At 43.8% G+C, this 23237-nt stretch carries 19 protein-coding genes; 5 read left to right on the top strand and 14 right to left on the bottom strand.

Going from position 1 to position 23237, the window contains the following annotated elements:
• Positions 1–115: 115 nt before the first annotated feature.
• Positions 116–1315: an ROK family protein gene (locus tag NST85_RS01995; RefSeq protein WP_341188390.1), complete on the top strand. Its 1200-nt coding sequence runs from the start codon at positions 116–118 to the stop codon at positions 1313–1315.
• A 75-nt stretch (positions 1316–1390) separates the two neighbouring features.
• Here the strand turns inward: NST85_RS01995 and NST85_RS01990 are convergent, their stop codons facing one another.
• On the bottom strand, positions 1391–2635 hold the full coding sequence (locus NST85_RS01990) for an anaerobic sulfatase maturase (RefSeq protein ID WP_341188389.1): 1245 nt from the start codon (positions 2633–2635) through the stop codon (positions 1391–1393).
• Between the two features lie 423 nt (positions 2636–3058).
• Between NST85_RS01990 and NST85_RS01985 the strand changes: the two genes are divergently transcribed.
• Positions 3059–4419, top strand: a protein-coding gene (locus NST85_RS01985) for an IS1182 family transposase (protein ID WP_341188322.1) whose coding sequence is annotated in 2 segments (ribosomal slippage) — positions 3059–3629 and positions 3629–4419 — 1362 coding nt in all. Because the reading frame shifts where the segments join, the coding sequence is not laid out codon by codon here.
• Positions 4420–4553: 134 nt separating this feature from the next.
• On the opposite strand, the gene NST85_RS01980 is transcribed toward NST85_RS01985, so the two are convergent.
• The 6 genes from NST85_RS01980 to NST85_RS01955 all read right to left on the bottom strand — a co-directional run bounded on the left by NST85_RS01980 (position 4554) and on the right by NST85_RS01955 (position 11789).
• Entirely contained in the window at positions 4554–6044 is a 1491-nt protein-coding gene (locus NST85_RS01980; protein WP_341188388.1) for an arylsulfatase, read from the bottom strand.
• 78 nt (positions 6045–6122) lie between these two features.
• Positions 6123–8297, bottom strand: coding sequence for a 1,3-beta-galactosyl-N-acetylhexosamine phosphorylase (gene gnpA / locus NST85_RS01975; RefSeq protein WP_341188387.1), 2175 nt, complete (start codon positions 8295–8297; stop codon positions 6123–6125).
• Between the two features lie 15 nt (positions 8298–8312).
• The gene (locus tag NST85_RS01970; protein WP_341188386.1) at positions 8313–8492 is read right to left on the bottom strand and encodes a DUF6903 family protein; all 180 of its coding nucleotides are present in this window, start codon (positions 8490–8492) and stop codon (positions 8313–8315) included.
• A 9-nt stretch (positions 8493–8501) separates the two neighbouring features.
• Positions 8502–9395 (bottom strand): carbohydrate ABC transporter permease, encoded by an 894-nt coding sequence (locus tag NST85_RS01965; RefSeq protein ID WP_341188385.1) that lies wholly within the window; start codon positions 9393–9395, stop codon positions 8502–8504.
• A 12-nt stretch (positions 9396–9407) separates the two neighbouring features.
• Positions 9408–10301 carry a carbohydrate ABC transporter permease gene (locus tag NST85_RS01960; RefSeq protein ID WP_341188384.1) on the bottom strand — a complete coding sequence of 298 codons (894 nt, stop codon included), beginning with the start codon at positions 10299–10301 and terminating at the stop codon, positions 9408–9410.
• Positions 10302–10418: 117 nt separating this feature from the next.
• Positions 10419–11789 (bottom strand): carbohydrate ABC transporter substrate-binding protein, encoded by a 1371-nt coding sequence (locus NST85_RS01955; RefSeq protein WP_341188383.1) that lies wholly within the window; start codon positions 11787–11789, stop codon positions 10419–10421.
• A gap of 316 nt (positions 11790–12105) precedes the next feature.
• Between NST85_RS01955 and NST85_RS01950 the strand changes: the two genes are divergently transcribed.
• Positions 12106–12948 (top strand): AraC family transcriptional regulator, encoded by an 843-nt coding sequence (locus tag NST85_RS01950; RefSeq protein ID WP_127195157.1) that lies wholly within the window; start codon positions 12106–12108, stop codon positions 12946–12948.
• 161 nt (positions 12949–13109) lie between these two features.
• On the opposite strand, the gene NST85_RS01945 is transcribed toward NST85_RS01950, so the two are convergent.
• The 6 genes from NST85_RS01945 to NST85_RS01920 form a co-directional block, all read right to left on the bottom strand.
• Positions 13110–13955: a carbohydrate ABC transporter permease gene (locus NST85_RS01945; protein ID WP_370877691.1), complete on the bottom strand. Its 846-nt coding sequence runs from the start codon at positions 13953–13955 to the stop codon at positions 13110–13112.
• A gap of 54 nt (positions 13956–14009) precedes the next feature.
• Positions 14010–14885: a carbohydrate ABC transporter permease gene (locus tag NST85_RS01940; protein ID WP_127195159.1), complete on the bottom strand. Its 876-nt coding sequence runs from the start codon at positions 14883–14885 to the stop codon at positions 14010–14012.
• A gap of 39 nt (positions 14886–14924) precedes the next feature.
• The gene (locus tag NST85_RS01935; RefSeq protein ID WP_341188382.1) at positions 14925–16256 is read right to left on the bottom strand and encodes an extracellular solute-binding protein; all 1332 of its coding nucleotides are present in this window, start codon (positions 16254–16256) and stop codon (positions 14925–14927) included.
• Between the two features lie 130 nt (positions 16257–16386).
• Positions 16387–17934 carry a response regulator transcription factor gene (locus tag NST85_RS01930; RefSeq protein ID WP_341188381.1) on the bottom strand — a complete coding sequence of 516 codons (1548 nt, stop codon included), beginning with the start codon at positions 17932–17934 and terminating at the stop codon, positions 16387–16389.
• Positions 17935–17960: 26 nt separating this feature from the next.
• Positions 17961–19742: a cache domain-containing sensor histidine kinase gene (locus tag NST85_RS01925; protein WP_341188380.1), complete on the bottom strand. Its 1782-nt coding sequence runs from the start codon at positions 19740–19742 to the stop codon at positions 17961–17963.
• Positions 19708–19860, bottom strand: a complete 153-nt coding sequence (locus NST85_RS01920) for a hypothetical protein (protein ID WP_341188379.1) — start codon at positions 19858–19860, stop codon at positions 19708–19710. The genes NST85_RS01925 and NST85_RS01920 overlap by 35 nt, the downstream gene beginning before the upstream one ends.
• Before the next feature lie 67 nt (positions 19861–19927).
• Here NST85_RS01920 and NST85_RS01915 point away from each other — a divergent pair, with 67 nt between their 5' ends.
• Together NST85_RS01915 and NST85_RS01910 are read left to right on the top strand one after the other, a co-directional pair.
• On the top strand, positions 19928–20170 hold the full coding sequence (locus tag NST85_RS01915) for a hypothetical protein (RefSeq protein WP_341188378.1): 243 nt from the start codon (positions 19928–19930) through the stop codon (positions 20168–20170).
• A gap of 155 nt (positions 20171–20325) precedes the next feature.
• Positions 20326–21654, top strand: a complete 1329-nt coding sequence (locus NST85_RS01910; RefSeq protein WP_341188377.1) for an IS3 family transposase — start codon at positions 20326–20328, stop codon at positions 21652–21654.
• A gap of 90 nt (positions 21655–21744) precedes the next feature.
• On the opposite strand, the gene NST85_RS01905 is transcribed toward NST85_RS01910, so the two are convergent.
• Positions 21745–23202 (bottom strand): sulfatase family protein, encoded by a 1458-nt coding sequence (locus NST85_RS01905; protein WP_127195299.1) that lies wholly within the window; start codon positions 23200–23202, stop codon positions 21745–21747.
• Positions 23203–23237 lie beyond the last annotated feature (35 nt).

Below are 23237 nucleotides of genomic sequence, written 5' to 3'. Positions count from 1 at the left end.
TATAACACTTTTTCTCAAAATGGAATTAAGTTTTTTTCACTATAAATTACATTTAATTCAATATGGGTTATACTGGATTTACTCTTAATTATTAAAAATTATTTGGGGGTATATTGTGGACAAGCGCTCGACACTCATTCTATCGCCAAAGAAACTCCTATATGACCGAATCGCAGAACAAGGTACCGTATCCAAATTAGACCTTCTAGAAGCATTTTCACTTACCAAGAGCACCATGACCCGATTATTGGAAGAGATGACCGGCGAAGGATTGCTGATAGAATCCGGCTTTGGGCAATCTAGCGGAGGCAGAAGGCCTATTCTCTACCAGATTAATCCGTCATACGGTTACATATTGGGCTTGGAAATCTCAAGGGTATACTCCTCCATTGGATTATTTGATATGCAAATGAACCCAAAATCAATTGTTCATTGGCGAATGGACGAAGCATTCACACCAGAGAAATTTTTGGAGCATATAAGTAGTCAGATACGTGGCTTCCTCAGGGACCACCAGTTGGTAGCTAGTCAGATTATCGGTATAGGAATTGGGGCTGTTGGTCCCCTTGACCGGGACAACGGCTTGATCCTAAGACCACTACACTTCCCTGCTGCAGGCTGGAACAACCTCCCTATATGCAAGCTTGTGGAGGAGCGGACAGGCTTCAAAGCTTTGCTGGACAACGGTGCTAATACAGCACTTCTTGGAGAGCGATGGTCCATCCGGCATGCCAGCATTCAGCATATGCTCTATGTACATGCTGGAGCAGGCCTCCGCTATGCGATGATGTCGCATGGAAGTATTGTTCATGGCACGATGGATATGGAAGATGCAATTGGTCAAATGATCATTCAGACAGACGGGTCCCGACTAGATAATGAAGGAAATTATGGAGCTCTGGAAGCATTCGTATCCGTGCAGGCGTTGGAACAACGTGCACGTTCTGAAGCAGAAATGGGCAAAGATCATATACTCAAGACGTATAAAGTGTCGGTAGAGAAGCTGACTTACGATGTATTGGTCCAAGCCTTTAGAGATGGCGATTCACATGCCCGTGAATTATTTACCCAAGCCGCTATTCACTTCGGAATTGGCTTGTCCAACGTGATCAACCTATTACATCCTGAGACCATCATCCTAGGCGGTGCGCTCATCCACTCTCACGAATCGTTCTTCCAAACGGCCGTGGAAGTAGCACAGAAAAATACTTACCGCTATCCCGAATACCAACCTCAGTTCTCCCTAGGTCAATTGAAAGAAGAAGCTGTGGTGACGGGTGCGGCAATTATGGTAAGAAATCATATGGCTCTCTAGCCTAGCAAAAAGGTTGTCCCCAAAACATATCCGCGTTTTGGGGACAACCTTTTCTATTAGAAATGAAAGATGCTGCTATAACAGCTGGCAGCAGTTCTTGAATTTCTTCCCGCTCCCGCAAAGGCATGATTCATTTCGACCTGGAAGCGGATGACCCATTCTTCTGTACTCCTGCATCTGCTCTGCTTTGAGCCGATTCGCCAGCACAATCATTCGCTCATAAGCATGTGAATAGAACATTTTATAACTTTGGCAGAAATAATCCACCTCGGTACGGTCGTTAACATCTAACCAATTCCGGTTGCGAGGACACCCCCCATGACAAAAGCTAAGGTATTCACAAGTCCGGCAGGCTTCATTCATATTTGGCTTCATCTGTAGAAAATCATCATACACCGAGCTTGTAAGCAGTGACTCTAAATCCGTTTGACCGATATTCCCTAACCTGTGCTCATCATCAATAAAAAAATCACAAGGGTAAGCATCGCCATTCGTCTCAAGCACCATCATCTTCGGACAGCATGAGCTGTGAATACACTGCTCCACCTGACGATGCATAAATACAAGTAGCATATTCTCAAAAATACGAATGGGCAGCTCGGGATAGCCCTCGTTATACCACAAGTCAAATGTACGACACAGAAATTGCCCATACTGTTCAGGTGTAATACGGAAACGCCCAGGCATATCGCTCTTCTGCGAGACAAAATCCATACAGGGGATAAACTGAATGTAAGGAAATTTCTGTTCTTGGTAAAATGTCATCAACTCGTCTGGCTTCGTCACGTTATCTTCATGAATCACCGACAGTATGTTATACTCCACACCGGCTTCCTGTAAATGGCGAATCCCACGCATGACCAGATCAAAACTGCCTTTCCCCGACCCCGTTACCCGGTGTGCATCATGAATAGGCTTAGGACCGTCCAGACTAATCCCAATCAGAAAGTTATACCGTTTAAAAAATTGTGCCCAATTTTCATTAATAAGAGTTCCATTAGTTTGTAACGCATTACTAATCGTCGTATGTGGTGGTGCATACCTAGCCTGCATCGAAATTACTTGTTCAAAATACGGAAGTCCCGCCAACAGTGGCTCCCCTCCCTGCCAAGAGAAGGTAGCTAAACCTGATGACCTATCCATGTACTGATAGATAAACCGCTCCAGAAGAGCCGTATCCATCACTCGGATCGGTTGATGAGGATGACCCCCAGCTGTACTGTAATAGCAATAATCACAGGCTAGGTTACAATCCTCGGAGACCGTTTTCCACATGACATGAAGGTTTTGTGGACTCGAAGTCTGCACGCATGTGCTCATCGGGCTCTACCCTTCCATTGCAGATAATCCCTTGCATGAAGGAGGCCGTCAGATGTGGCCTCTTCCGCAAATGTACTGACCGATAACGGTGGCAAGGAATCCATATCAAGATATGAAATACACATAATTATTTTCTCCTTTACTTAACTTAAGTGAAGTAAGCATACCCATATGATCAACAGGTTGAATAGTAAGCATGTCACTTCAACCCTCAAGTCTATCGTCAGCAAGATTTAGAGTTGTTTCTAAATGTCTATTTCTGAAACCTAGCTAATATAGATCAAAAAAGGGGACAAACGGTTAGTTTGTCCCCAGGCTGTCGAGAAAGTCTCGACAGCCTTCTTTATGAATTAATTATTTAAGACGACACCGCGTTAATGTTGTATAATATAGGTAACTATTATAGAACGGATGGTGTTCTGTATGCTACGTTCCAACCGAGAAAAACAACAAGTCTACGAGTTTGTTTCCATAGAAGATTTGGTCCCGCAAGATCATTTGCTGCGCAAAGTAGATAAACATATCGACTTTTCCTTTATCAATGAAAAAGTTCGGCCCTTGTACTGTGCGGATAATGGACGACCCGCGATTGACCCTGTTGTTTTGTTTAAGATGATATTTCTCGGATACTTTTATGGCATTCGTTCCGAACGCCAATTAGAACGTGAAATTCAGACCAATTTAGCTTACCGATGGTTTCTAGGCCTCGGATTAACAGATAAAGTGCCCGACCATACAACTATTAGCTGGAATCGGCGAACTCGGTTTAAAGGTACGAACATTTTTCAGGATATTTTCGATGAGATTGTCTTGCAGGGCATTTCCCACCGGATGGTTGGCGGACGTGTTCTGGTGAGTGACTCTACCCACGTGAAAGCAAATGCGAATAAACACCAGTACACAAAACAGCAAGTGCTGCAAAATACCAAAGATTACGTGGACGAGCTAAACGCCGCCGTTGCAGAAGACCGGAAAGAGCACGGAAAAAAGCCCTAAAACCTAGAGAGGAAGTGACTGAGGACAAAGAAATTAAAGTAAGCAAGACGGATCCGGACAGCGGATATATGATTCGGGATGGCAAACCAGAGGGCTTCTTTTATCTGGACCACCGCACGGTGGATACAAAGTACAATTTTATTACGGACGTGCATGTCACACCGGGAAATGTCCATGATTCTGTTCCCTATTTGTCGCGTTTGGACCGTCAGCGAGAACGTTTTAAATTTGAGGTCGAAGCTGTTGCATTAGATTCAGGTTATTTAACTACGCCAATTTGTCGAGGTTTACAAAGCAGAAATATTTTCGCGGTAATTGCTCACCGAAGATTTCATCCGAAGCAAGGTTTGTTTCCGAAATGGAAATTCACGTTTGATGCAGAGCGAAATATTTACGTCTGCCCTGCAAGCCATGAATTGGGTTACCGAACCACAGATCGCAAGGGTTATCGGCAGTACGCGTCCGATCCAGAGCATTGCAAGAACTGTCCCTTGCTGGACCAATGTACGCAATCCCGAAACCACCGGAAGGTGGTAACCCGACATGTTTGGGAAGACAGCAAGGACTGGGTACGGAATAACCGGCTCAGCAAGTCCGGCAAACAGTTATACCGTAAACGAAAAGAAACGATAGAGCGAAGCTTCGCGGATGCTAAAGAGCTCCATGGGTTTCGCTATTGCCGTTTGCGAGGGCTACCAAACGTCAGAGAACAAGCACTGATGACGGCAGCCGTACAGAATATGAAGAAGATGGCGATCCACCTGGATCGCCTGGAGTACCGGGTTTAAACCCCTAGTTTCCCGATTTTATATCTGCCAAAATAAAAAGAGAAACCCGATGTCATGAAAATGACTGGGTTTCTCGACAAGCTGGGGACAAACGGTTAGTTTGTCCCTTTTACGTCCAGCCTTTAAATAAAATACTATTCGGGTCTCATATGAGATAAAACGGCAACTGGTTTGCGACCAACAACTAGACTGTCGTCTTGTACATATCCTTCTTCACGACCCTTAAGCTCATGAACTAGTGCCGAACGCCAATATTGAATACGTTCTTGCAACTCAGAATGATGAATTACATTGTGTAGTTCACTAGGATCCGCTACTAAATCGAAGAATTGCTCCTCACCTGTTTGCGAGTACCAAATATACTTTTCCTCGCCATTCGTTACCCAATGATTAGAATTAATACCTTGCTCATGCTCACCATGTAGATATTCACGCCATGGATTTTCTAGTAATTCCTTATTAGCTCGTGCTAATTTCCATATACTTTCCCCTTCTATTGAACCTGGGATTTCTGTGGAAGCAGCATCTAATAGAGAAGGCATAATATCGCGTAATTCAATAACCTCCGAAACTACAGAACCTTCCGCTAGATCTAGGTGACCTCCCAAATCATTCACAATAAACGGAATATGAGCGCTTCCTTCATAGGGTAATGATTTTCTAAATAAATGATGATCCCCTAGCAATTCGCCATGGTCAGAAGTAAACATAATAATCGTATTCTCTCGTTCACCATATTCATTTAGCACCTGTAGAAAACGACCAATTTGATGATCGATATGTGTAATTAAGGCATAATATGCAGCCATGGCCATTTTCATTCGACGCTTCGGAACAATGCCTCGCGTAGTAACAGGATTAAATCCATTCAACCCTGGGTCTTCCTTCATCGCCCATTCTCCGACAGGGGGATCGGGAAAGTCTACATCTTTATACATATCAAAATAGGTTTGTGGTGGATCAAGTGGAGAATGCGGACGTACGAATGACATCCACAGGAAAAACGGCTTACTCGGATCCCTACGGCGCAAGAAATCGATCGACTGACTAACCGTCCAATTCGTTGGATGCAGGTGTTCTGGAAGTGTCCACGGTCTTGCAACTGTAGATGCATTACAGTCAAGTCCTAGATCAAGTAGGTCTGCTCCTGGTACTTGTCCACGTAGCCATTGCAAGTAATCATCCGTTTCATCATAGTGTTCTTGAACGGCAACATTGTGTTTATTGCGGCTATAGTGTAAATAACCATCGTGCAACACAACATTATGGAATCCAAGCAGACTACGTGCTGGATATACATGCATCTTACCAACACATTGCGTGTGATAACCAGACTTGGCCAATTCTCCTGGTAACGTGGTTTCGTAGTTCCACGGTACACGTTCCTGATAGCCGACACGTCCGTGAGAAGCCTGCTTTAGCCCTGTGAAAATAGCTGCACGAGCCGGTACACATGTTGGCGTTGCAGAATAAGCATGGTCAAATCGCACTCCAGTTCGAGCTAATTCATCCAAATTAGGTGTTTCTACTACGGGATGACCTAAAATACTAAGACAATCAAATCGCATTTGGTCTACTGTTATCAGTAGAATGTTGGGACGCTTAGACTCCGTTGTTGGATTCATATCGTTCGCCTCCTCTTGATGCCATACTAAACTAATCAAACGATAGCTTCAATAATATTCCACTAAGTAATATTATGTTTAGATTTCGTACCACTTGATCTCATTCGCTTCCAGCTTGAGTGAGAAGCTAGAGCCGTCTCCATGATAAACGATAGTTTCCTGTGGCTCATAAGTGTTGTTCACGACGCAGTATTTGCCGTTCTTAACATAGGCATGAACCTCAACGTTGTAGTTTTCACTGAACCAACGGTTTAACTCATGGTCACTGTTAGCGCTCCAGAGAATAGCACGGTAAAGTAGGCGACTGTTCTCGAAGCTGTATGGCAAACCACTTATATATACGCCTCGTCCGCTGCCGAATTCGTTGGTAGCGAGTTGGACTTCTTTGTCGATGTGACGGAGAATGGTGGTGCCTTCTAGTGCAAAGATATTTTTCTTGCCCTCACCAAAGTCGATTTCCTTGTTTCCATCACTGTTTGTTTTGCAGTCTGCAGTAATAAAATGATCATGCTCATCCCAGTTATACTTATCATAACCTAGGGTAAAGCCTCGTTCTTCCTCTACGCCGAGGATATTCGCCAGTTGAAAATATCGGCCATTGGCTTGATGCGCTGTTGGCTCACCAACACCGATGAATCCACCGCCCTCATGAACAAATTTTTTCACTGCGGTAACGATATCTGTATCCAGCCACCATTCTCCGCCTGTATAGGCCGTATCCGCATCACCAATATTCAATATAACGTCAATTCCATCCAGAATGGAGGCATCTTGCTTGATATCATCAAAGCTAATGAACTTTACATCGAAAGGTGCACCGGAGAGTGCTTCAATAATGCCAGCATAGCTGTAATTTTGCTTATAATATAGTGCATGATGGACCATATGAGTGCCCCATGCCCGCATTTTACCCCAACAGTTAAGCACCGCTACAGTTTTAACACAATAAGGTGTTGTTCCCTGTACGTTGTCGTAGAGAGTACGGAACTCATCCGTCACGCTTTCTACATAGTCGATAAACTCTGGGAAATCTAGTGCAAGCTTGAGATATCCACCATAGCCAATCCGGTCAATCGGTTTGCGCAGGATAGCCCGACGTGCGGTAACCCAGTTCACTTTGGCTTCTTTAACAGGATCTCCACCTTCGTGGAAGGTATCTGGGAAGAAATAAGGTAAGAAACGACCTTCTGTGTATTTAACACCTGGAATGTCACTGATCAGTCTTAGTGTCGAACCATTACCAACACTACCAACTACAGCATCAAGACCAATCGTAGCAAATTCCTCCATGAAAGGCTCTGTACCAATCCAGTGATCGCCCAAGAACATCATGGCTTCCTTACCACATTCATGGGTAATATCGACCATTTCCTTGGCAAGCTTCGCAACTTCACGGCGCTGGAAGGCTTGGAAATCGCGGAACTCCTTGGTAGGTATCCGATAGTTATTATTGTAGTAACCTTGATCGATAATAAACTCAGCTCTGAACTTATAGCCAACCTCTTCTTCAAACTGTTCAAGGATATAAGGGCTAACAGATGCAGAATATCCGTACCAGTCCACGTATTTTTCACGAGCAAGTTCATCGAAGACCAGGGTGAATTGATGGAAGAAAGTTGTATAGCGAATCACATTAACATAAGGATGATCTTTGATAAATTTACGGATACGCTCCATCGTGTAGGCACGGGTTTTCGGTTGACGAACATCAAAGGTAATTTGATGCTCAACATCTTTCCATTCATTTACAACAGCATTATACATATGAACAGGATCCCACATAATATAAGCCAAGAAACTAACGGTGTAGTCATGGAAAGGGACTGTAGCAATGGTTACATCACCTGTTGTGTCGTCATAGCTCCATTGTTCAGTCGGGACAACCTCTCCTGTTGTGCGATCGATGACCTCCCACCAGCGTTTGATATCATCACGGCAGTTCACTGTGAGCATATCGGGATATAGCCCCTTCATTAAGGTGATGGACAGGCTTGAGCCTTCAGCCGTGTAAATCGGAGTCATTAGATACATTTGTTGAATCTCATCAGGATTCGCATTTGCCCATACGTTATCCTTCCGAGTTGTATAATAAGTCGAATAGACTTTAGCATCGATTTCCTGTAGTTCCGTGGGAAAGTCAGTACCATCACAGTCACGTACGGCGTCCGCTCCCCAGCGTTTCATTACCTCATGGGTTTGGGAAATGACGTCCAAATCAGTCGGTATCGTGACGCGTCCTCTAGTTTTACTCATGGATGAAAATCTCCTTTATTTATATTTACGATTATAGAACCATAGCAGACCGATCAGCATGGTGAGCCCAAGTAGCATAAGCCCAAGTCCGGGGGCACCAATGTGTTTTTGCCCGACAATAACAAGTGCCATGCCGACGATAAATATGATCAGCATCAGTACATTGCGAATAAAATTCTCCATCGAATCATTCATATTAGCACCTTAACCTTTCAGCCCGCCCATAGTCATACCTTGGGTTAGCTTCTTTTGTACTAGAATATATAGAATAAGGGTTGGAAGCATGACTAATACTAGACCTGCGTACATCTGACCGTATTCAACAGCAGATTTTTGTGCTGCCATTAGGTTCATTAAGCCCACCGGTAACGTTTTAAATCCTGGTTTGGGTAGTAGTGTCATGGAAACGATATATTCGTTCCAGAAAGATAGGAAGTTGAATAGAATAACGGTTACGATGCTGGGCTTGGCCATAGGCATAATGACTTGCACCATGGTGCGGAAATATCCTGCGCCATCCACGGAAGCAGCTTCCTCGTATTCTTTTGGTAGTGATTTGAAATAACCCGACATAAGATAGATCGTGAAAGAAAGTGACATAGAAGCATAGACGATCGCTAGTATGAACAAATTGTTCAGTAGGATAGGGTGCCCAAAAATGCTGCGAACCACCTTGTCCCCGTTGTTAAGCATAAGGAAGATGGGAACGACGATGTAGTTAACATTGATAAACAAGCCCGCCATGAACATCATGTTCCAAAAACCGTTTCCTTTAAATTTAAACCGTGAAAGTACATAGGATGCGGGCAATGCAATAGCGAGTAGAAGCCCTAGTGCCATTGCTGTCACAGCAACAGAGTTAAGCATGTAGCTACCCATTTTTGCCTTTAGCCATGCATCAGCAAAGTTCTGCAGATAGATCCCTTCTGGAAGCGCCCATGGACTGCCATAGAACTCACCATCTTGTTTGATGGAGGACATGAACGCCCATAGTACAGGGACTATGATGATTACGGCCAAAGCGATCAGCACCACGTAAATGAAGCCTTTATAGAACTTATCGCTACCGCTATTCTGTGTGAGTTTATCTTTATTCATTTTGTCCCCTCCTTAATATTCCAAATGATCTCGTTTGGTAACTATATTCAAGATCGCAGCAAGCGCAAACGAGAATAGGAACACAACAACACCGATTGCCATTCCGTATCCATACGAGGAGTTGGTATAAGCTTCTTTGTACATATAGCTTAGGAACACCTCAGTGGAACCGTCCGGACCGCCGCTCGTCATAGCCATTACGAACAGGAAGCTCATATTAATAGTGCTGATGATGAAAAAGGTGAGGGTGGTGCGTATGTTCGTCCAGATCAATGGGATGGTGATAGAGAAAAACTGAGTCATTCGTCCAGCACCCTCGAGCCCAGCTGATTCATATAAACTCTCAGGAACGTTGGCCATACTTGCCATATACATCACCATGTAATAGCCAATCGCCTGCCAAATCATCGCGCCCCCAAGGCTGAAAATAACGATTTTCTGATCTCCGAGCCATAGAATTGGATCGGATCCTGCTCCACGGAACAAATTCAATATGGAGTTCAAAAGCCCGCTGTTTGGATCAAAGATCGCAGAGAAGATCGCACTGATTACAACAACAGACAGGATATTCGGAATATAGAAAATGACGCGTAATAGATTTTGGCCTTTCAGTTTTTCACGAGAGAGCATTGATGCAAATATGAGTGCGAGACCAAAGGTCACGACCGTGACTACAACAATAAGTAGCACACTATTTTGGAAAGTCTGATAGAACTTGTCACTTTGAAAAAGCTTAGTGAAATTTTGCATCCCTACAAAGGTTTTGTTATCTGTATAGCCGCCCCACTTGTAAAGTGACATCCGAAATACATCAAATGTGGGGATAATCAAGAAAATGACGAACAGGAGAACGGCGGGTGCTAGACAGAGGAATATAAAACGTCCTCTTCCTTTGTTGATTTCCATTGGCAATCTCTCCTTCTTAAGGTCAGAATAATGGTGGACAGCTTATGCTGACCACCATTATTCTCAGGCTCTCTTTAGATCCCTTCATTGATGGGAAATCCTTAGAAATCCGCTTTATTATTTTTTCATTGCTCCGCGCAGGGCATCGCTTGCTTTAGTGATTGCTTCAACCCATTGTGCCTGAGTCTTATCACCTGTTACTAGTGAATCGATCGAGCGGAATACAGTATCGGAAATATTTACGCCTTCGACTGGATCAGTCGTTGCAAATGCGCCCATAGATGCTTTTGCACCCGTGTCATAGATACTGTAGAAGAGTTTGTTGTCACCATCGAGCTTGCTAGACATGTCTTTAATTGGTTGAACCGCACCGACTTTTGCGAAAATAGCTGCTGCTTCATCTGAATAAAGGTAAGCGATAAATTGTTTTGCTAGATCAGCATTTTCAGCTTTTGCAGGAACCCAAATTTGCTCAAAGAAAGTGTAAGAGTAGCGGTCGCCGCCATCTTTTACTGCCGGTAGAGCAGTGAAGCCCCATTTGAAGCCCTCTGCACGAGGAGCTTTACCCATTTCGCCAACTACCCAGGTGCCGTTAGGCATAAAAAGTGCTTTGTTATCTAAAATAAGTTGTTGGTTTTTAGTAAAGTTATCTTTATTAGCATTCGCTGGAACCGTTTTTTCTGTGTACGTAGCTAGTTTAGTCATGATATCGAATACTTGTGTAGCTTCAGGAGTTTGCCAAATACCTTCCGTGTAGTTCGTTGCTTTGGTGAAGAAATCCGCACCACCTACTTCGTTAAGTAATGCATAGAAGAAAGAATCAAAGTAACCAGCCATTGGGTAGGAGAACAGTGCGATGCCCTCAGCCTTAGCCTTATCACCTAGAGCCCACATTTCATCCCAAGTAGTAGGAACTTCCCATCCTTTTTCCTCCAACAAGCCTGCATTGTAGAATAGACCAGTAGGACTATAGAACATAGGCATCAAGAAGGTTTTTCCATCGCCATAAGGGTTTGTAATCGTTGTATCGGTGAATCCTGGGATAAGTTTGTCTTTAACGGTAACGCTTTCACCAGGAATAGTCATAGACAGCACATCAGTAAGGTCGGTTAAGTTATTATCTTTTACAAAGGTTTCAGTCAAACCTTTTAACTGGCCTGTTGCTAAATGGATGACATCTGGGAAATCGCCAGATTTCATACCCGGTCCAATTACATCTTCAATACTTTTGTCGATTGTAGTTTCGACCTTCACGCCAGGGGTAGCCTTTTCAAATGCTGCTGTTATCTCTTTCCATACATCAGCACCGTAAGCGGTTTCCAAAGCGGCTAACTTAAGAGTGCGAGTTTCAGTAGACGGAGTAGAATTCGCTGGTGTGTTTGATGAATCTGTTGGTGCGGGACTCGAACTATTTCCCGAATTACTGCCACAGGCTGCAAGGCTAAGAGTCAAGGCTGCTGTAACTGCGAGGCTAAGAATTTTTTTCATAATACCCCTCCGAATTTATCTTTTTTTTGTGTATTGTGTAACCGTATACAAGAGCTTTCTTACTCCTCTACCTTATCCCATCTGGTCATTTTATTTCAACAGACATGTTGCCGTTCATTTTATATATCTTGCTTTTATTATAAATTTATAAATTAGCTAACATGGAATGTTAAAACTCACTTGATTGTGTCCAAATCAGGAGTTTAGTATAATTCTATAGTATATCCCTTATGAATCGCATCTGCTGAATAAATGTAAACATTAATGAGAAAATAGTAGGTTAAGCTTATATAGATTAGGAAAGGACGGGCTGAATTTGGGAAATGTACGCTATTGGCTTCCAGGGGAGAGACGTGGAGAGATTCCCGCTAGATTGCTCTATGTCAGTTCGTCCATTTATGAAGGTGATTGGTTCAGCTTACGTCATTCCCATAATTTTTCCGAGTTGTTTTATGTCCGAAGCGGGCGTGGGAATTTTATTGTAGAGGATGAAATTTTTCCGGTGAAGCAGGATGATCTTGTCATCGTGAACCCGAATGTGGAGCATACCGAGGTATCTATTAGCAGTGATCCTCTGGAATATGTTGTGCTGGGGGTTGAGGGGATGAGCTTTGACTTTGGGGATCGAAGTGGCAGCCGTAATCATGAGATCATCAATTATCGGAATCAGCGGGATGAGCTGTTGTTCTATTTCAATGCCTTGCTACGGGAAACGGAAAATAAAGATGAAAACTATGAGGCCATCTGTCAAAACTTACTCGAGGTTGTAGTTATTAGCTTGATGCGTAGCTCTGGCCATCCATTCTCCGTCGTGGCTACCCAAAGGGCTAACAAGATATGCAGCCGGATCAAGCGGTATATCGACTCAAACTATGCAGAGGAGATCTCACTCGACTCCCTCGCAGAAAAGGCACATCTTAGTAAGTATTATCTGGTACATACCTTCGCTAAATATTATGATATGTCGCCCATCAATTATTTAAATGAAGTCAGGCTTCGTGCGAGCAAGGAGCTACTAGAGACCACGGATCTTTCCATTTCACAAGTTGCGGAATCCACTGGTTTCTCCTCTCAAAGCTACTTCTCACAAAGTTTCCGCCGGAGCTGTGGCCTCACTCCAAGCGATTACAGGGTTCAGACGAAAAAACAAGTTAAATGATAGACGCAGCACAAGAACTATAAAATATTCATAACGAAAATCAAAAACAGACCATCCCAAGGGGTGGTCTGTTCTTCACTCTGAGGCGACTTTTGCCGTCAAAGGACAACAACAGCAGTCGTACGCACTTATTTCTCCTTACTAGTTGGCTGCCCCTAAGTTCAACCCTTAATCGAGCCCGCCACCATGCCCTTCATAATTTGATCTTGGAGAATCAAATAGACAAGAATCGTAGGTATAACGGCGATAGCCATTGCCCCCATCGTCAAGCTATAATCCGTTCCAAAACCATCTGAGAATAGGGCTAAACTCAGCGGTAGCGTCTTGAGTTCCTGTGAATTAATGAATACAAGGGCGAAAGAAAAGTCATTCCAGAACCGTAGAAACGCTAAGATTGAAATGGTAGCAACGATTGGAGTGCAGAGTGGAACGATAATCCGTCCAAAGATTCCCCACCAACCGTTCCCGTCAATCATTGCCGCTTCCTCAACCTCTTTCGGAATCGAGGCCATGTACCCCATAGCCAAGAAGATGGCGATTGGAAGTTCAAACGCCGTATACGGTAGGATAAGTGCTCCATACGTATTTAATAGGTTCATCTGTTTCATCATTAGAAATAATGGAACCAGCGTACTATGAATCGGAATGAGTAGTCCTGCCATGAATAAGGCCACGGCCACCTTTTTAAATTTGAATTGAAACCGTGACAATACGTAACCTGCCAGAAGACCAAAGGCAAGTGTGAGAACGACTGAAGATAACGTCACGAACGTTGAATTCAGCATCGCCCTTCCCATGCCTCCGAGCTCCCACGCTCGAAAGATATTCTCTTTCATCCAGACCAGCGGCAAGGCGTAGGGACGTTTGAAGAAATCCTCATTCGTCTTAAATGCACTAATAAACAACCAATATAAAGGATAAAGTGTAAACACAGCATATCCGATGAGAATCAGCTTTCCTAGACCGGAAAGTCCTCTTCTTACAAGTTTCCTATTAGGGGAATCCATTGTGGTTCCAGTGGCCCGAGTTGTTCTGAGTTCCACACTCCTTCCTCCTTCTCGTTATTCCGCTTTCCTACGTGTCAGGAGATAATTAATCCCGATCAGTAAGGCGCTAATGATCATGATGATAGTTGACACGGCAGATCCATATCCATAACGGTAAACACGAAACGTATTATTGTACATATAAGTGGCTAATAGCTCAGTTGATTGCGCCGGTCCGCCGTGCGTCATCACCATAACATGATCGAACGCCTTCAAACTTCCCGAGATACAGAGCACCATGGTTACAATCACCGTACTCCAGATCATGGGTAGTGTTACATAGACCAGCTTCTTGCCCCCATGAGCTCCATCGATATTAGCTGCGTCGTCAATTTCAGGCGATATATTCTGTAGTGCTGCAATAAAGATGATCATATAGGGCCCGATATTACTCCAGTTAATCGGAATCGTGATCGCAAGTATGTTGATATGAGGTTCAGAGAGCCACGCCCGAGTCCAAGACTCTAAGCCGATAGCCTCTAAGACCGTATTAACCAATCCGAACTGCGGATGGTAGATATATCCCCAGATGAGCCCTACAACAACGGTTGAAAGCACCATCGGCATGAACACCGCAGAACGAATGAATCGAGAGAAAAAGGAATTCTTGAGTAACACTAAAGCTAACAGAAGCGCAATAGGGATTTGCCCCAAGATCGCTGAGATCACCAGAATCAAGTTATTCTTAAGCGCTCTCCAAAAAATAGGGTCTTGTAGTATTTCACTATAGTTGCCAAAGCCAATAAATCTAGATGCTCCGATGCCTTTCCATTCAAACACTCCATAATAGGCGGACCAAAAAATCGGAATGATGACAAAGACCACAAACAGTAGTAGCGCCGGAAGCAGGGCTAGTGCAATAAATCCTTTACTCCGTAGAGCGGTAGGCATGATAAGTCTCCCTCCTTATGTCTACTCAGGTTGACCTCGTTATGGGGTAATTGATCTTGCCTGTGCGTCTTGAAGTTTCTTCGCAACGCTCTCTGGAGTACCGCCTACCATAATTTCCTGTAGTCCGTTGTTGATCACTTCGCCCGCTTCAGCAGATAGATAAGCATCATAGACTGGTGTGATGTTGGTCTTCTTCACTAAATTGAACGCTTTATAGTAGAGCGAACTTACCTTAGCTTGATCAATCTCTGTATCGTACATGACCATAGAATTACTCTCAGCAATGGCTTTCTGAGCCTCTGGACCACTAACTGCATAAATGAGCTTAAGTGCTGCTTCTTTCACTGCACCTTCTGAACGCTTGCTTAATGCCATACCCCCACCTGCACCACCGGAAATCGTGTTCGGATCCCCTTTACCACCTGGAATGGACGGAAGCACAGTGACATCTACAACTTTCATTTGTTCTTCACTAGCAGATGCTGCCAAATTCGTAAGCGTCCATGCGCCGCTGACCATCATAGCTGCATTCCCTTGGATGAAATATTGCTCTGCTTGCGTATTATCGATACTGTTGGCGCCCTCTTGGAAAGCCTTATTATCAACAAGTTGTTTAAAGTAACCTAGTGCTTCGATAAACTCAGGATCCGTGAATTTTGCTCCCTTTTGAGCAGATGCACTCTTAAACCATTCTGTTCCCGTGACACGGTCAGCAAGTGAGCCTATGATCGTCGATTGCGCCACCCATGGTGCTTTGTTCCCTAGTGCAATCGGTGTAATTTTATTATCATTAAAAACCTTAACCGCAGTCATCAATTCATCCCATGTCGTTGGAACCTTAACGCTGTATTTCTCGAACAAGGACGTGTTGTAGTAAAGAATAGATGTTGCTGACATACCTATAGGAGCTGTGTAAATCTTGTCTGGCTCAAATGTATAAGGATCAAAGGCACCTGGTAGAAAGTTATCCTTCCACTCTGGATTCGCATCTACAACTTCTGTAATCGGTTGCAATAATCCGGCCTTATAAAGTTCAGTGGAATGACTGCCCGCGTAGACGAAAAATAAATCCGGCAACTCGTTACCTGCTGCAACTGTGCTTAAGCGTTGACGGTAGCCATCCGGTGGTATCGCCTGTGCATCAAGCTCTATATTTGGATTATCTTGAGCGAACTTCTCGATAAGTCCTCTTACTGTTTTCGCACGCAAGTCGTCTCCGGCAAAGTTATGCCAAATGGACAACTTTACTTTCTCATCTTTATTCGTGACTTCTTCTCCAGCCTTGTTATTGCTGCCGCTGCTGCTTCCACAAGCCGCAAGGATAAAGGCCATAACCAGTAGCATAAGACTCATTTTGCGTATTGATTTCATTGTTAATCCCCCTTTAGTTATACAGAGTGAACCAAGAAGTAATTCACCCTGGGATAATGAATACCTTAAGTATAAAGAGGAGGGCAATGGATCCATAGGGGCTATAATTCAGTTGATAGAGGGACAAATTTCAGCTTTTGCCCCGATACTCCGAGGGGGTTTGACCTGTGAATTTTTTGAACAAACGATTAAAATGCTTGATATCTTCATATCCAATTTGATTGGCCACTTCGCTGATTTTAGCCGGTGTCTCGCTTAAGAGAGACATCGCTTTGCGCATTTTAGCCTGTGTAACGAATTCAATATAGTTCTGCCCGGTCTCCCGTTTGAATACTTCGCTAAAATAGTTCGGGTTCATATGGACATGCTTGGCCACTTGGCTTAATGATAGGCTTTGATCCAAATGATCGTGAATGTAGGCAACGGCTCGTTGAACCGGGCTTATACCAGAAACCATAAGGCCGTATTGCTTCATCATCGATTCAAAATGGTGCATCAACGTCTGCTCCGGTCTTTTCGCCAGTTCTAACTTATCCACTTCTTCCCCATTCGTGAGCAAGTTTGAATACCCGATGGAAGACGCTGCACGTTCCAGCCAGCGATGACCCGCAATGAGCAAAGAGTTCAGGTAAGCCTGCACAGAGCTTGGCGTTGCCTGCCCATCCTGCTTAATCCGCTCTATGATATTCCTAATTTCCACCTGTAATCCATCCGTACTACCTGCTCGCAATAAGGAGGAAAGTGTGACTTCTTCTTCCAACGTACAGACCACTCGGAGCCCTTTGCGTTCACCAAGTTCTTCATAGCGTACAATCTTCTCATGACTTAACAACCATGCGTAGGAGTTCGCCTGTACAGCTGTGTCCACCGCTTCACGTAACTGGTGTGCACTTTCTATACTCCTTCCACAAGCAGCGAAAATCTGACAATTTAGCACTTGGCCCGCTTTTTGAACTGCCCATTCTACGGCGTCCCAACCATTATTTTCGGCGTCCACCCTCACTAGTAGTAACAACGACTCATTCCATGGTAGCCACTCGCATGGCAATAATTCTGTTAACATTTCACCCAGTGTGCCATAGAGTGCTTCAGCTTTGCCTGTATCTCCTAGTTCCTCATTCTGTGTAGAGATGACCCAAGCCTGTAGCAGCTGTTTGCCTTTAATCACTCGTAAATTCGGATATCTATTCCATAACTCGGTTATGGTTGGCTCATTTGGATGGGAAGAAGAAGTAATCATTTTCCTTAGAAAACTCCGATTCACTACGGTTTCATTGGCTCTCCCTTGCTCTCCCTCATATCTTCGCTGTTCGAGTCGTTCCTTTGCCCGAAGGGCAGCTCCAATAATCTCATCAGGGCGGCTGGTTTTGAGCAGATAATCACTGACTCCCTCACGTAAGGCCTGTTGAGCATAAGCAAACTCATCATATCCTGAGATGATGATCATTTCCGTGTCTGGATATTCCTTCTTCACTTCATGAGCCATCTCTAGCCCACTTTTCCCCGTCATCTGAATGTCCGTAAAAATAATTTCTGGTCGTTCAGTAGGAATACGTAATAGAGCCTCTTCAGCTGAAGCAGCCGGTTCCAGTACAGTAAACCCACTATCCTCCCAATTGATTACGGTGCTTAGACCCGTACGAATGATTACTTCATCATCTACAATCAGTACTTTCATACTCCACATCCCCTTCGCTACATTCCTTATTTGTTGTCCGATTTTGTGTCCTCTGTATTAGGGATGGTAAACATAACTCGGGTCCCCTCTCCCTCCGCACTTTCGACGATAAGACCTGCGTCCTTGCCATAATGCAGCACAAGCCGATTATGAACATTACGCAATCCATATCCCCCTTTTGTGGGGCGCCCCATCTCGTGAGGAGCCGGATGCTCAGACAACTGGGTACGTAGCCAGTTCAATCGCTCGGGTGCAATCCCAATCCCATCGTCTGCTACGGTAAAATGAATCCCTTGTTCATCGCACTCAGCGTAAATCGTAATAGAACCTTCTCCTTCCCGTTTCAATATGCCATGTAACATCGCATTCTCGACCAGCGGTTGCAACAGAAGTTTCAATGTGAATTTCTCCTGTATGCTACTAGCTACGTTTACCTGAAATACAAATTTATCAGGGTACCGAATAGATTGAATACTCACATAATTTTTGACATGGATGATCTCCTGTTCAATGGAGCAATATTCTTGGCCGTTATTTAAACTGAATCTTAGGAAATCACTGAGCGACCCTACCATCTCAGCAATCTTCGTATCACGGTTCATAAGTGCTAACCAATGAATAGAAGATAAAGTATTATACAGAAAATGAGGGTTCATCTGGATTTGTAGGGCCTGCATGTCGGCTTCCTTCTTCAGTGATTCATTCCATTTCACTTCATCGGTCAGTTTGACGATCCGAGAGCTTAACTTGTTGTAGCTAACAATAAGCTGGCCCACTTCATCTATGGACTTTACAGGAATAGCCGGCATCGGCTCATCAGGACTTGTATTCTTGAGAAACTTAGTTAGTGCAGATAGGGGGTTCGTTATTTTTTGAATGAGAAAAATAACAAAAATAATGACGAAAAGAATAGCAACCGAGACAGCCACCGCTGTCAGGGTAAGGAAATAACGGTTTTGAGAACGATATTCTTCCGACGGAATGATCCCAACCAATTTCCAATTTCCACTATCCATTGTTTTATAGAGAATGGTTTTCTTGTCTGCCCCTTCACCGTAGTCCAGAAACCCACTTACTCCATCAAATGTCCCTATATCTGGGTAATAGTGTGAGAGTGGAAGATTTGTCGTCCAGTCGGTAGGACCCGCGAGAATTCGATTCTGCTCATCAAGAAGTAACACAAATCCGCTCTTCTCTAACACGGCTTGCGTAATTTGCTCAGCGATCACAGCTTGATCGAGATTGATTTGCTCCTTCCCGATCAATTTATATTTATCTGTGCTACGTATGGGTCTGGCAAGCGTAATTACCTTACGAACCCCTTCGAAGGTCCATTGTTGATGGACAGAGGACCACCAATTAGGCTGCTGATCATAGTAATTAGGAAAGGATTCGGTAACATCCGTGAAATCGGACCCTACTAAGGATTTAAATGAAATAGGTGTTTTTTCTCCCAAGGGTTCAATAATAATGTTCGCAATATAGTCTTTAGAAAAGGCTAGATTAGTTAGAAAGTTGATGATTGTAGTCTGCTGGACATAATTATTTGCAGGCGATTTTAAATACTCCTGTACGCCATTATGTCCGATTAGAAATAAGGACATGTTCTCCACGTCCTTGACCATCGTATCCAAATAGGCTTCAAGCTGACGGAGCGTATTCATCCCCGATATCTTAGCTTTCTCCTCGGTAAGTCCCGCAGCAATGTTATAAGAGAATATGCCGAGAAACAGCAAAGGAACAAGGGCAACGACAATGATTAATAGCGATAATTTATGCTTGAGGGATCTCCCCAGCCACTTTTTCATACTCCACCTCGATTGTAGTTACACCAAGCGAAATGAGGATCGCCACTTTTGTGTAACCGTTTGCAAATACAAAAATACCTATTATGGGCTCATGTTCCACTTGGGGATATGGTAACATATTCCTTGTGAGGGGTATACACTCAGCATTAGCATATAAGTGATATAACTATTTGGGGGGTAAGATCATGGTAATCAAGATTTTTGAGGTTTTTATGGTATTTGTATTCATGACTCCCTTATTTGGAGTATTAATTTGGACTTATTTTTGTCCTGAGGAAAGTTTATTATGGGGAAAACGATGGATGTACAAAGAAGAACCTGAACTAACTGAAGGAGCCATTCGTTATACAAAGATAGCCTCGTTGATAGCTATTGTAGTATTGACTATTATATTTGGAGCTCTAGTATTTTCGCTGTTTGCTGATTGAAAAACGAACGGACGAAAGAGATTGTCTCTTGGGTCTTGATCCAATACAAAAAGGAACCCATAGTATAAACTGGTACCCATAGACTGGACACTTTGAAAAAAAGGTGTCTAGGCTGTGGGTACTTTTGTATACTAGAGTAAGCATGGGGGGATGACATGAGTAAGAAACTTTTTAGTGAAGCAGATCAAATACTTTTACTTAAGAATAACTATGTAAGCAAAATTAGTGAAAGATCAATTACCTTTACAGACGAGTTTAAGCGGTTATTCATAGAAGAGCTTATGATAGGTAAATTGCCAAGAGAGATCTTTGAGTGCCATTGTCTTCCTGTCCATATCATTGGTATGACACGCGTGGAGCAGAGTGCAGATCGATGGAAAAAGGCATATAGCCGGGATGGGATTATCGGGTTATTAGATAACCGAAAGGGTGCTTCTGGTCGTCCTCTTCAAAGAGAACTAACCTCGGAAGAAGTGATTGCGAAACAAGAGGCACGAATCAATCTGCTCGAGTCTCAAATTGAACTGTTAAAAAAGTTAGACAAGAACGAAAGGAGGCTGTTACTCAGCGGAATAAAGCGAAGCATAAGCGTTAAGTTTGAACTCATCAAGAACACGGTAGATAAGGGATTTAGTAGACTGACGGGATATCTATGCGAGCTCCTTCAGGTTTCTCGTTCAGGGTACTACAACTATCTCGCATCCACAAATGCACGTCTAGAACGTGCTAAACGTGATGAAGAAGCCGGAAAACTCGTAAAAAAAGCATTCAACCGTCGTGGATTCAAAAAGGGTGCACGCTCGATTAAGATGGTCTTAAAGCAAGACTTTAAGGTCACTTATAGCTTGAAGCGAATTAGCAGACTTATGAAAAAATTCAATTTGGTATGTCCTCACCGTAAGCCTAACCCGTATAAACGCATTGCTAAAGCCACGAAGGAACACCGGACGCTGCCTAATCTCCTACAACGAGATTTCAGAAAAGAGATTCCTGGACTGGTTCTACTCACCGATATTACTTACCTTCCTTATGGCCGCTCTGAGATGGCCTATTTGTCTACCCTGCTAGATGCATCGACAGGAGAGGTGTTAGCTTATAACCTATCCGATCGGATCACGCTCGACATTGCCACAGATACGGTAGATGGTCTTTTAAAGCAACGAAATGTAAAACTGCATACGGATGCATTCATTCACTCCGATCAAGGAAGTCACTATACCAGCCCAGTCTACCAAAAACTGTTGAGAGATCATGGTCTAGGACAGTCTATGTCTAGACGCGGAAACTGTTGGGATAACGCTCCTCAAGAATCCTTTTTTGGTCACATGAAGGACCATGTGGATCATCGAAGTTGCTCCTCCTTCCTTGAACTTCAACGTCAAGTGAATCGATATATTCGTTATTACAACCATCACAGATATCAGTGGGGAAGACAAAAGATGACTCCTGTACAGTACAGGAATCATCTTTTGTCAGCCTCTTAAACATCAATAGCTCTTTCTTTTTTAAGTGTCCTTGACAAGGGGTACAGTTTAAGTATGGGTTCCTTTTTGTATTGCTGCAGCCTCATTTCGTTACCAGTTCGTTTTACGTTCCGGGAGTGGATCTTGATTTTGGATGAGCCGGTGAATCAGTATCTCCATCAAATTCAGTTTTACCTCACGTGACACATGATCAAAAAACAAATTGCAGCGCTCGTCCGGGTCCTCCAGTAGGTCATACAGTTCACCGTACTCCTCGCCAGCGAACACAACCAGCTTGTAACGGTTCGTCCGTAAGCATTTCGCTTGAATCCCACGATCGTGTGCATCATACGATGTAATAGCAGAATCTCTTATATATTCCTTCTTTCCAGTGAGTACTTCCAATTGCGATAATCCTTGCACTCCATATGGTCGTTCCAAACCTATGGCATCCAGCAGCGTCGGTAAGATATCGACATGTTCCATCATGGCGTTGGTTCTTTGTCCCTGTGCGATTCCAGGACCCCGAATAATCATGGGAATACGTGTCAACCCTTCGTAGAACCACGGTCCTTTGTACATCAATCCGTGATCGCCGAGCAACTCTCCATGGTCACTCGTAAACACGATCAGAACATCATCATACATGTCTCTTTGCTGCCAGGCTTTCATGATACGTCCAATTTGCTCATCGATAAACGTAATCATCCCATAATAATTGCGGATTACCCTACCAAGATGCTCATCGGAATACGGATGAGGCTCTCCTCCTCCTGGCCAATAACCATTTAAGCCCTGATAAAGTAGGTGATCCGGCCGAAGTCTTAACTCAGCAGGATCAGAGTGCGGAATCGCAATATCTGCATCTTCATATAGCTTGGCATAGGCTTTAGGCGGATTAAATGGATGATGTGGATCTACGAAGCTTGTCCATAGGAAAAGTGGTTGTTCCGTATCATGCGCCATTATTGTGTCAATACTCTTCTCTGCCGTCCAATACGTCTGGTGCAGCTCCTCCGGCATGTCACTCTCCCAAACATCATGCTCGGCATCCTCCGAACGATAATGATCTAGTTCAAAACGATCTGCTACCCGTGGATTACGTTCTCGAAGCCAGTCTAGATACTTACCCAGTAAGTTATCCTCGGAAATGTGATGTTCATCCAAGCCATAATAAGTGTTGTCCTTCTCCCTACCGCGGTCACGAATGGCCACATCCTCTGACTCCGTGGAAAAGTCAGTCTTGCACTGCGGGCGAAAATGCATTTTCCCCACACCAACTGTCCGATAGTTCTCCTGCTTCAAATAATCACCAAGCGTTACCTCGTCCTCATCAAGCGATACACCGATATTCCAAGCACCATGCACATGAGGGTATCGGCCTGTGAAAATGGAAGCTCGGGACGGTGTGCATACAGGACTCGCACAGTAAGCATTCGTCATTACCGTTCCTTCCGAGGCCAACTTATCGAGTACGGGGGTCCGAACTGTTTCATTCTCGGTACCAATAGCATCGGCACGCATCTGGTCTGTCGTAATGAGCCAAATGTGGGTTTTATTTTTTTTCATTATTTTTCATCCTCTCTCATCATTTTTTGAGGATT

Source organism: Paenibacillus sp. FSL K6-2524 (genome assembly GCF_038005525.1).
Taxonomy (GTDB): Bacteria; Bacillota; Bacilli; order Paenibacillales; family Paenibacillaceae; genus Fontibacillus; species Fontibacillus anaericanus.
Note: the sequence above shows the minus strand (reverse complement) of the source record. Positions and strands in the feature narration are given on the sequence as shown.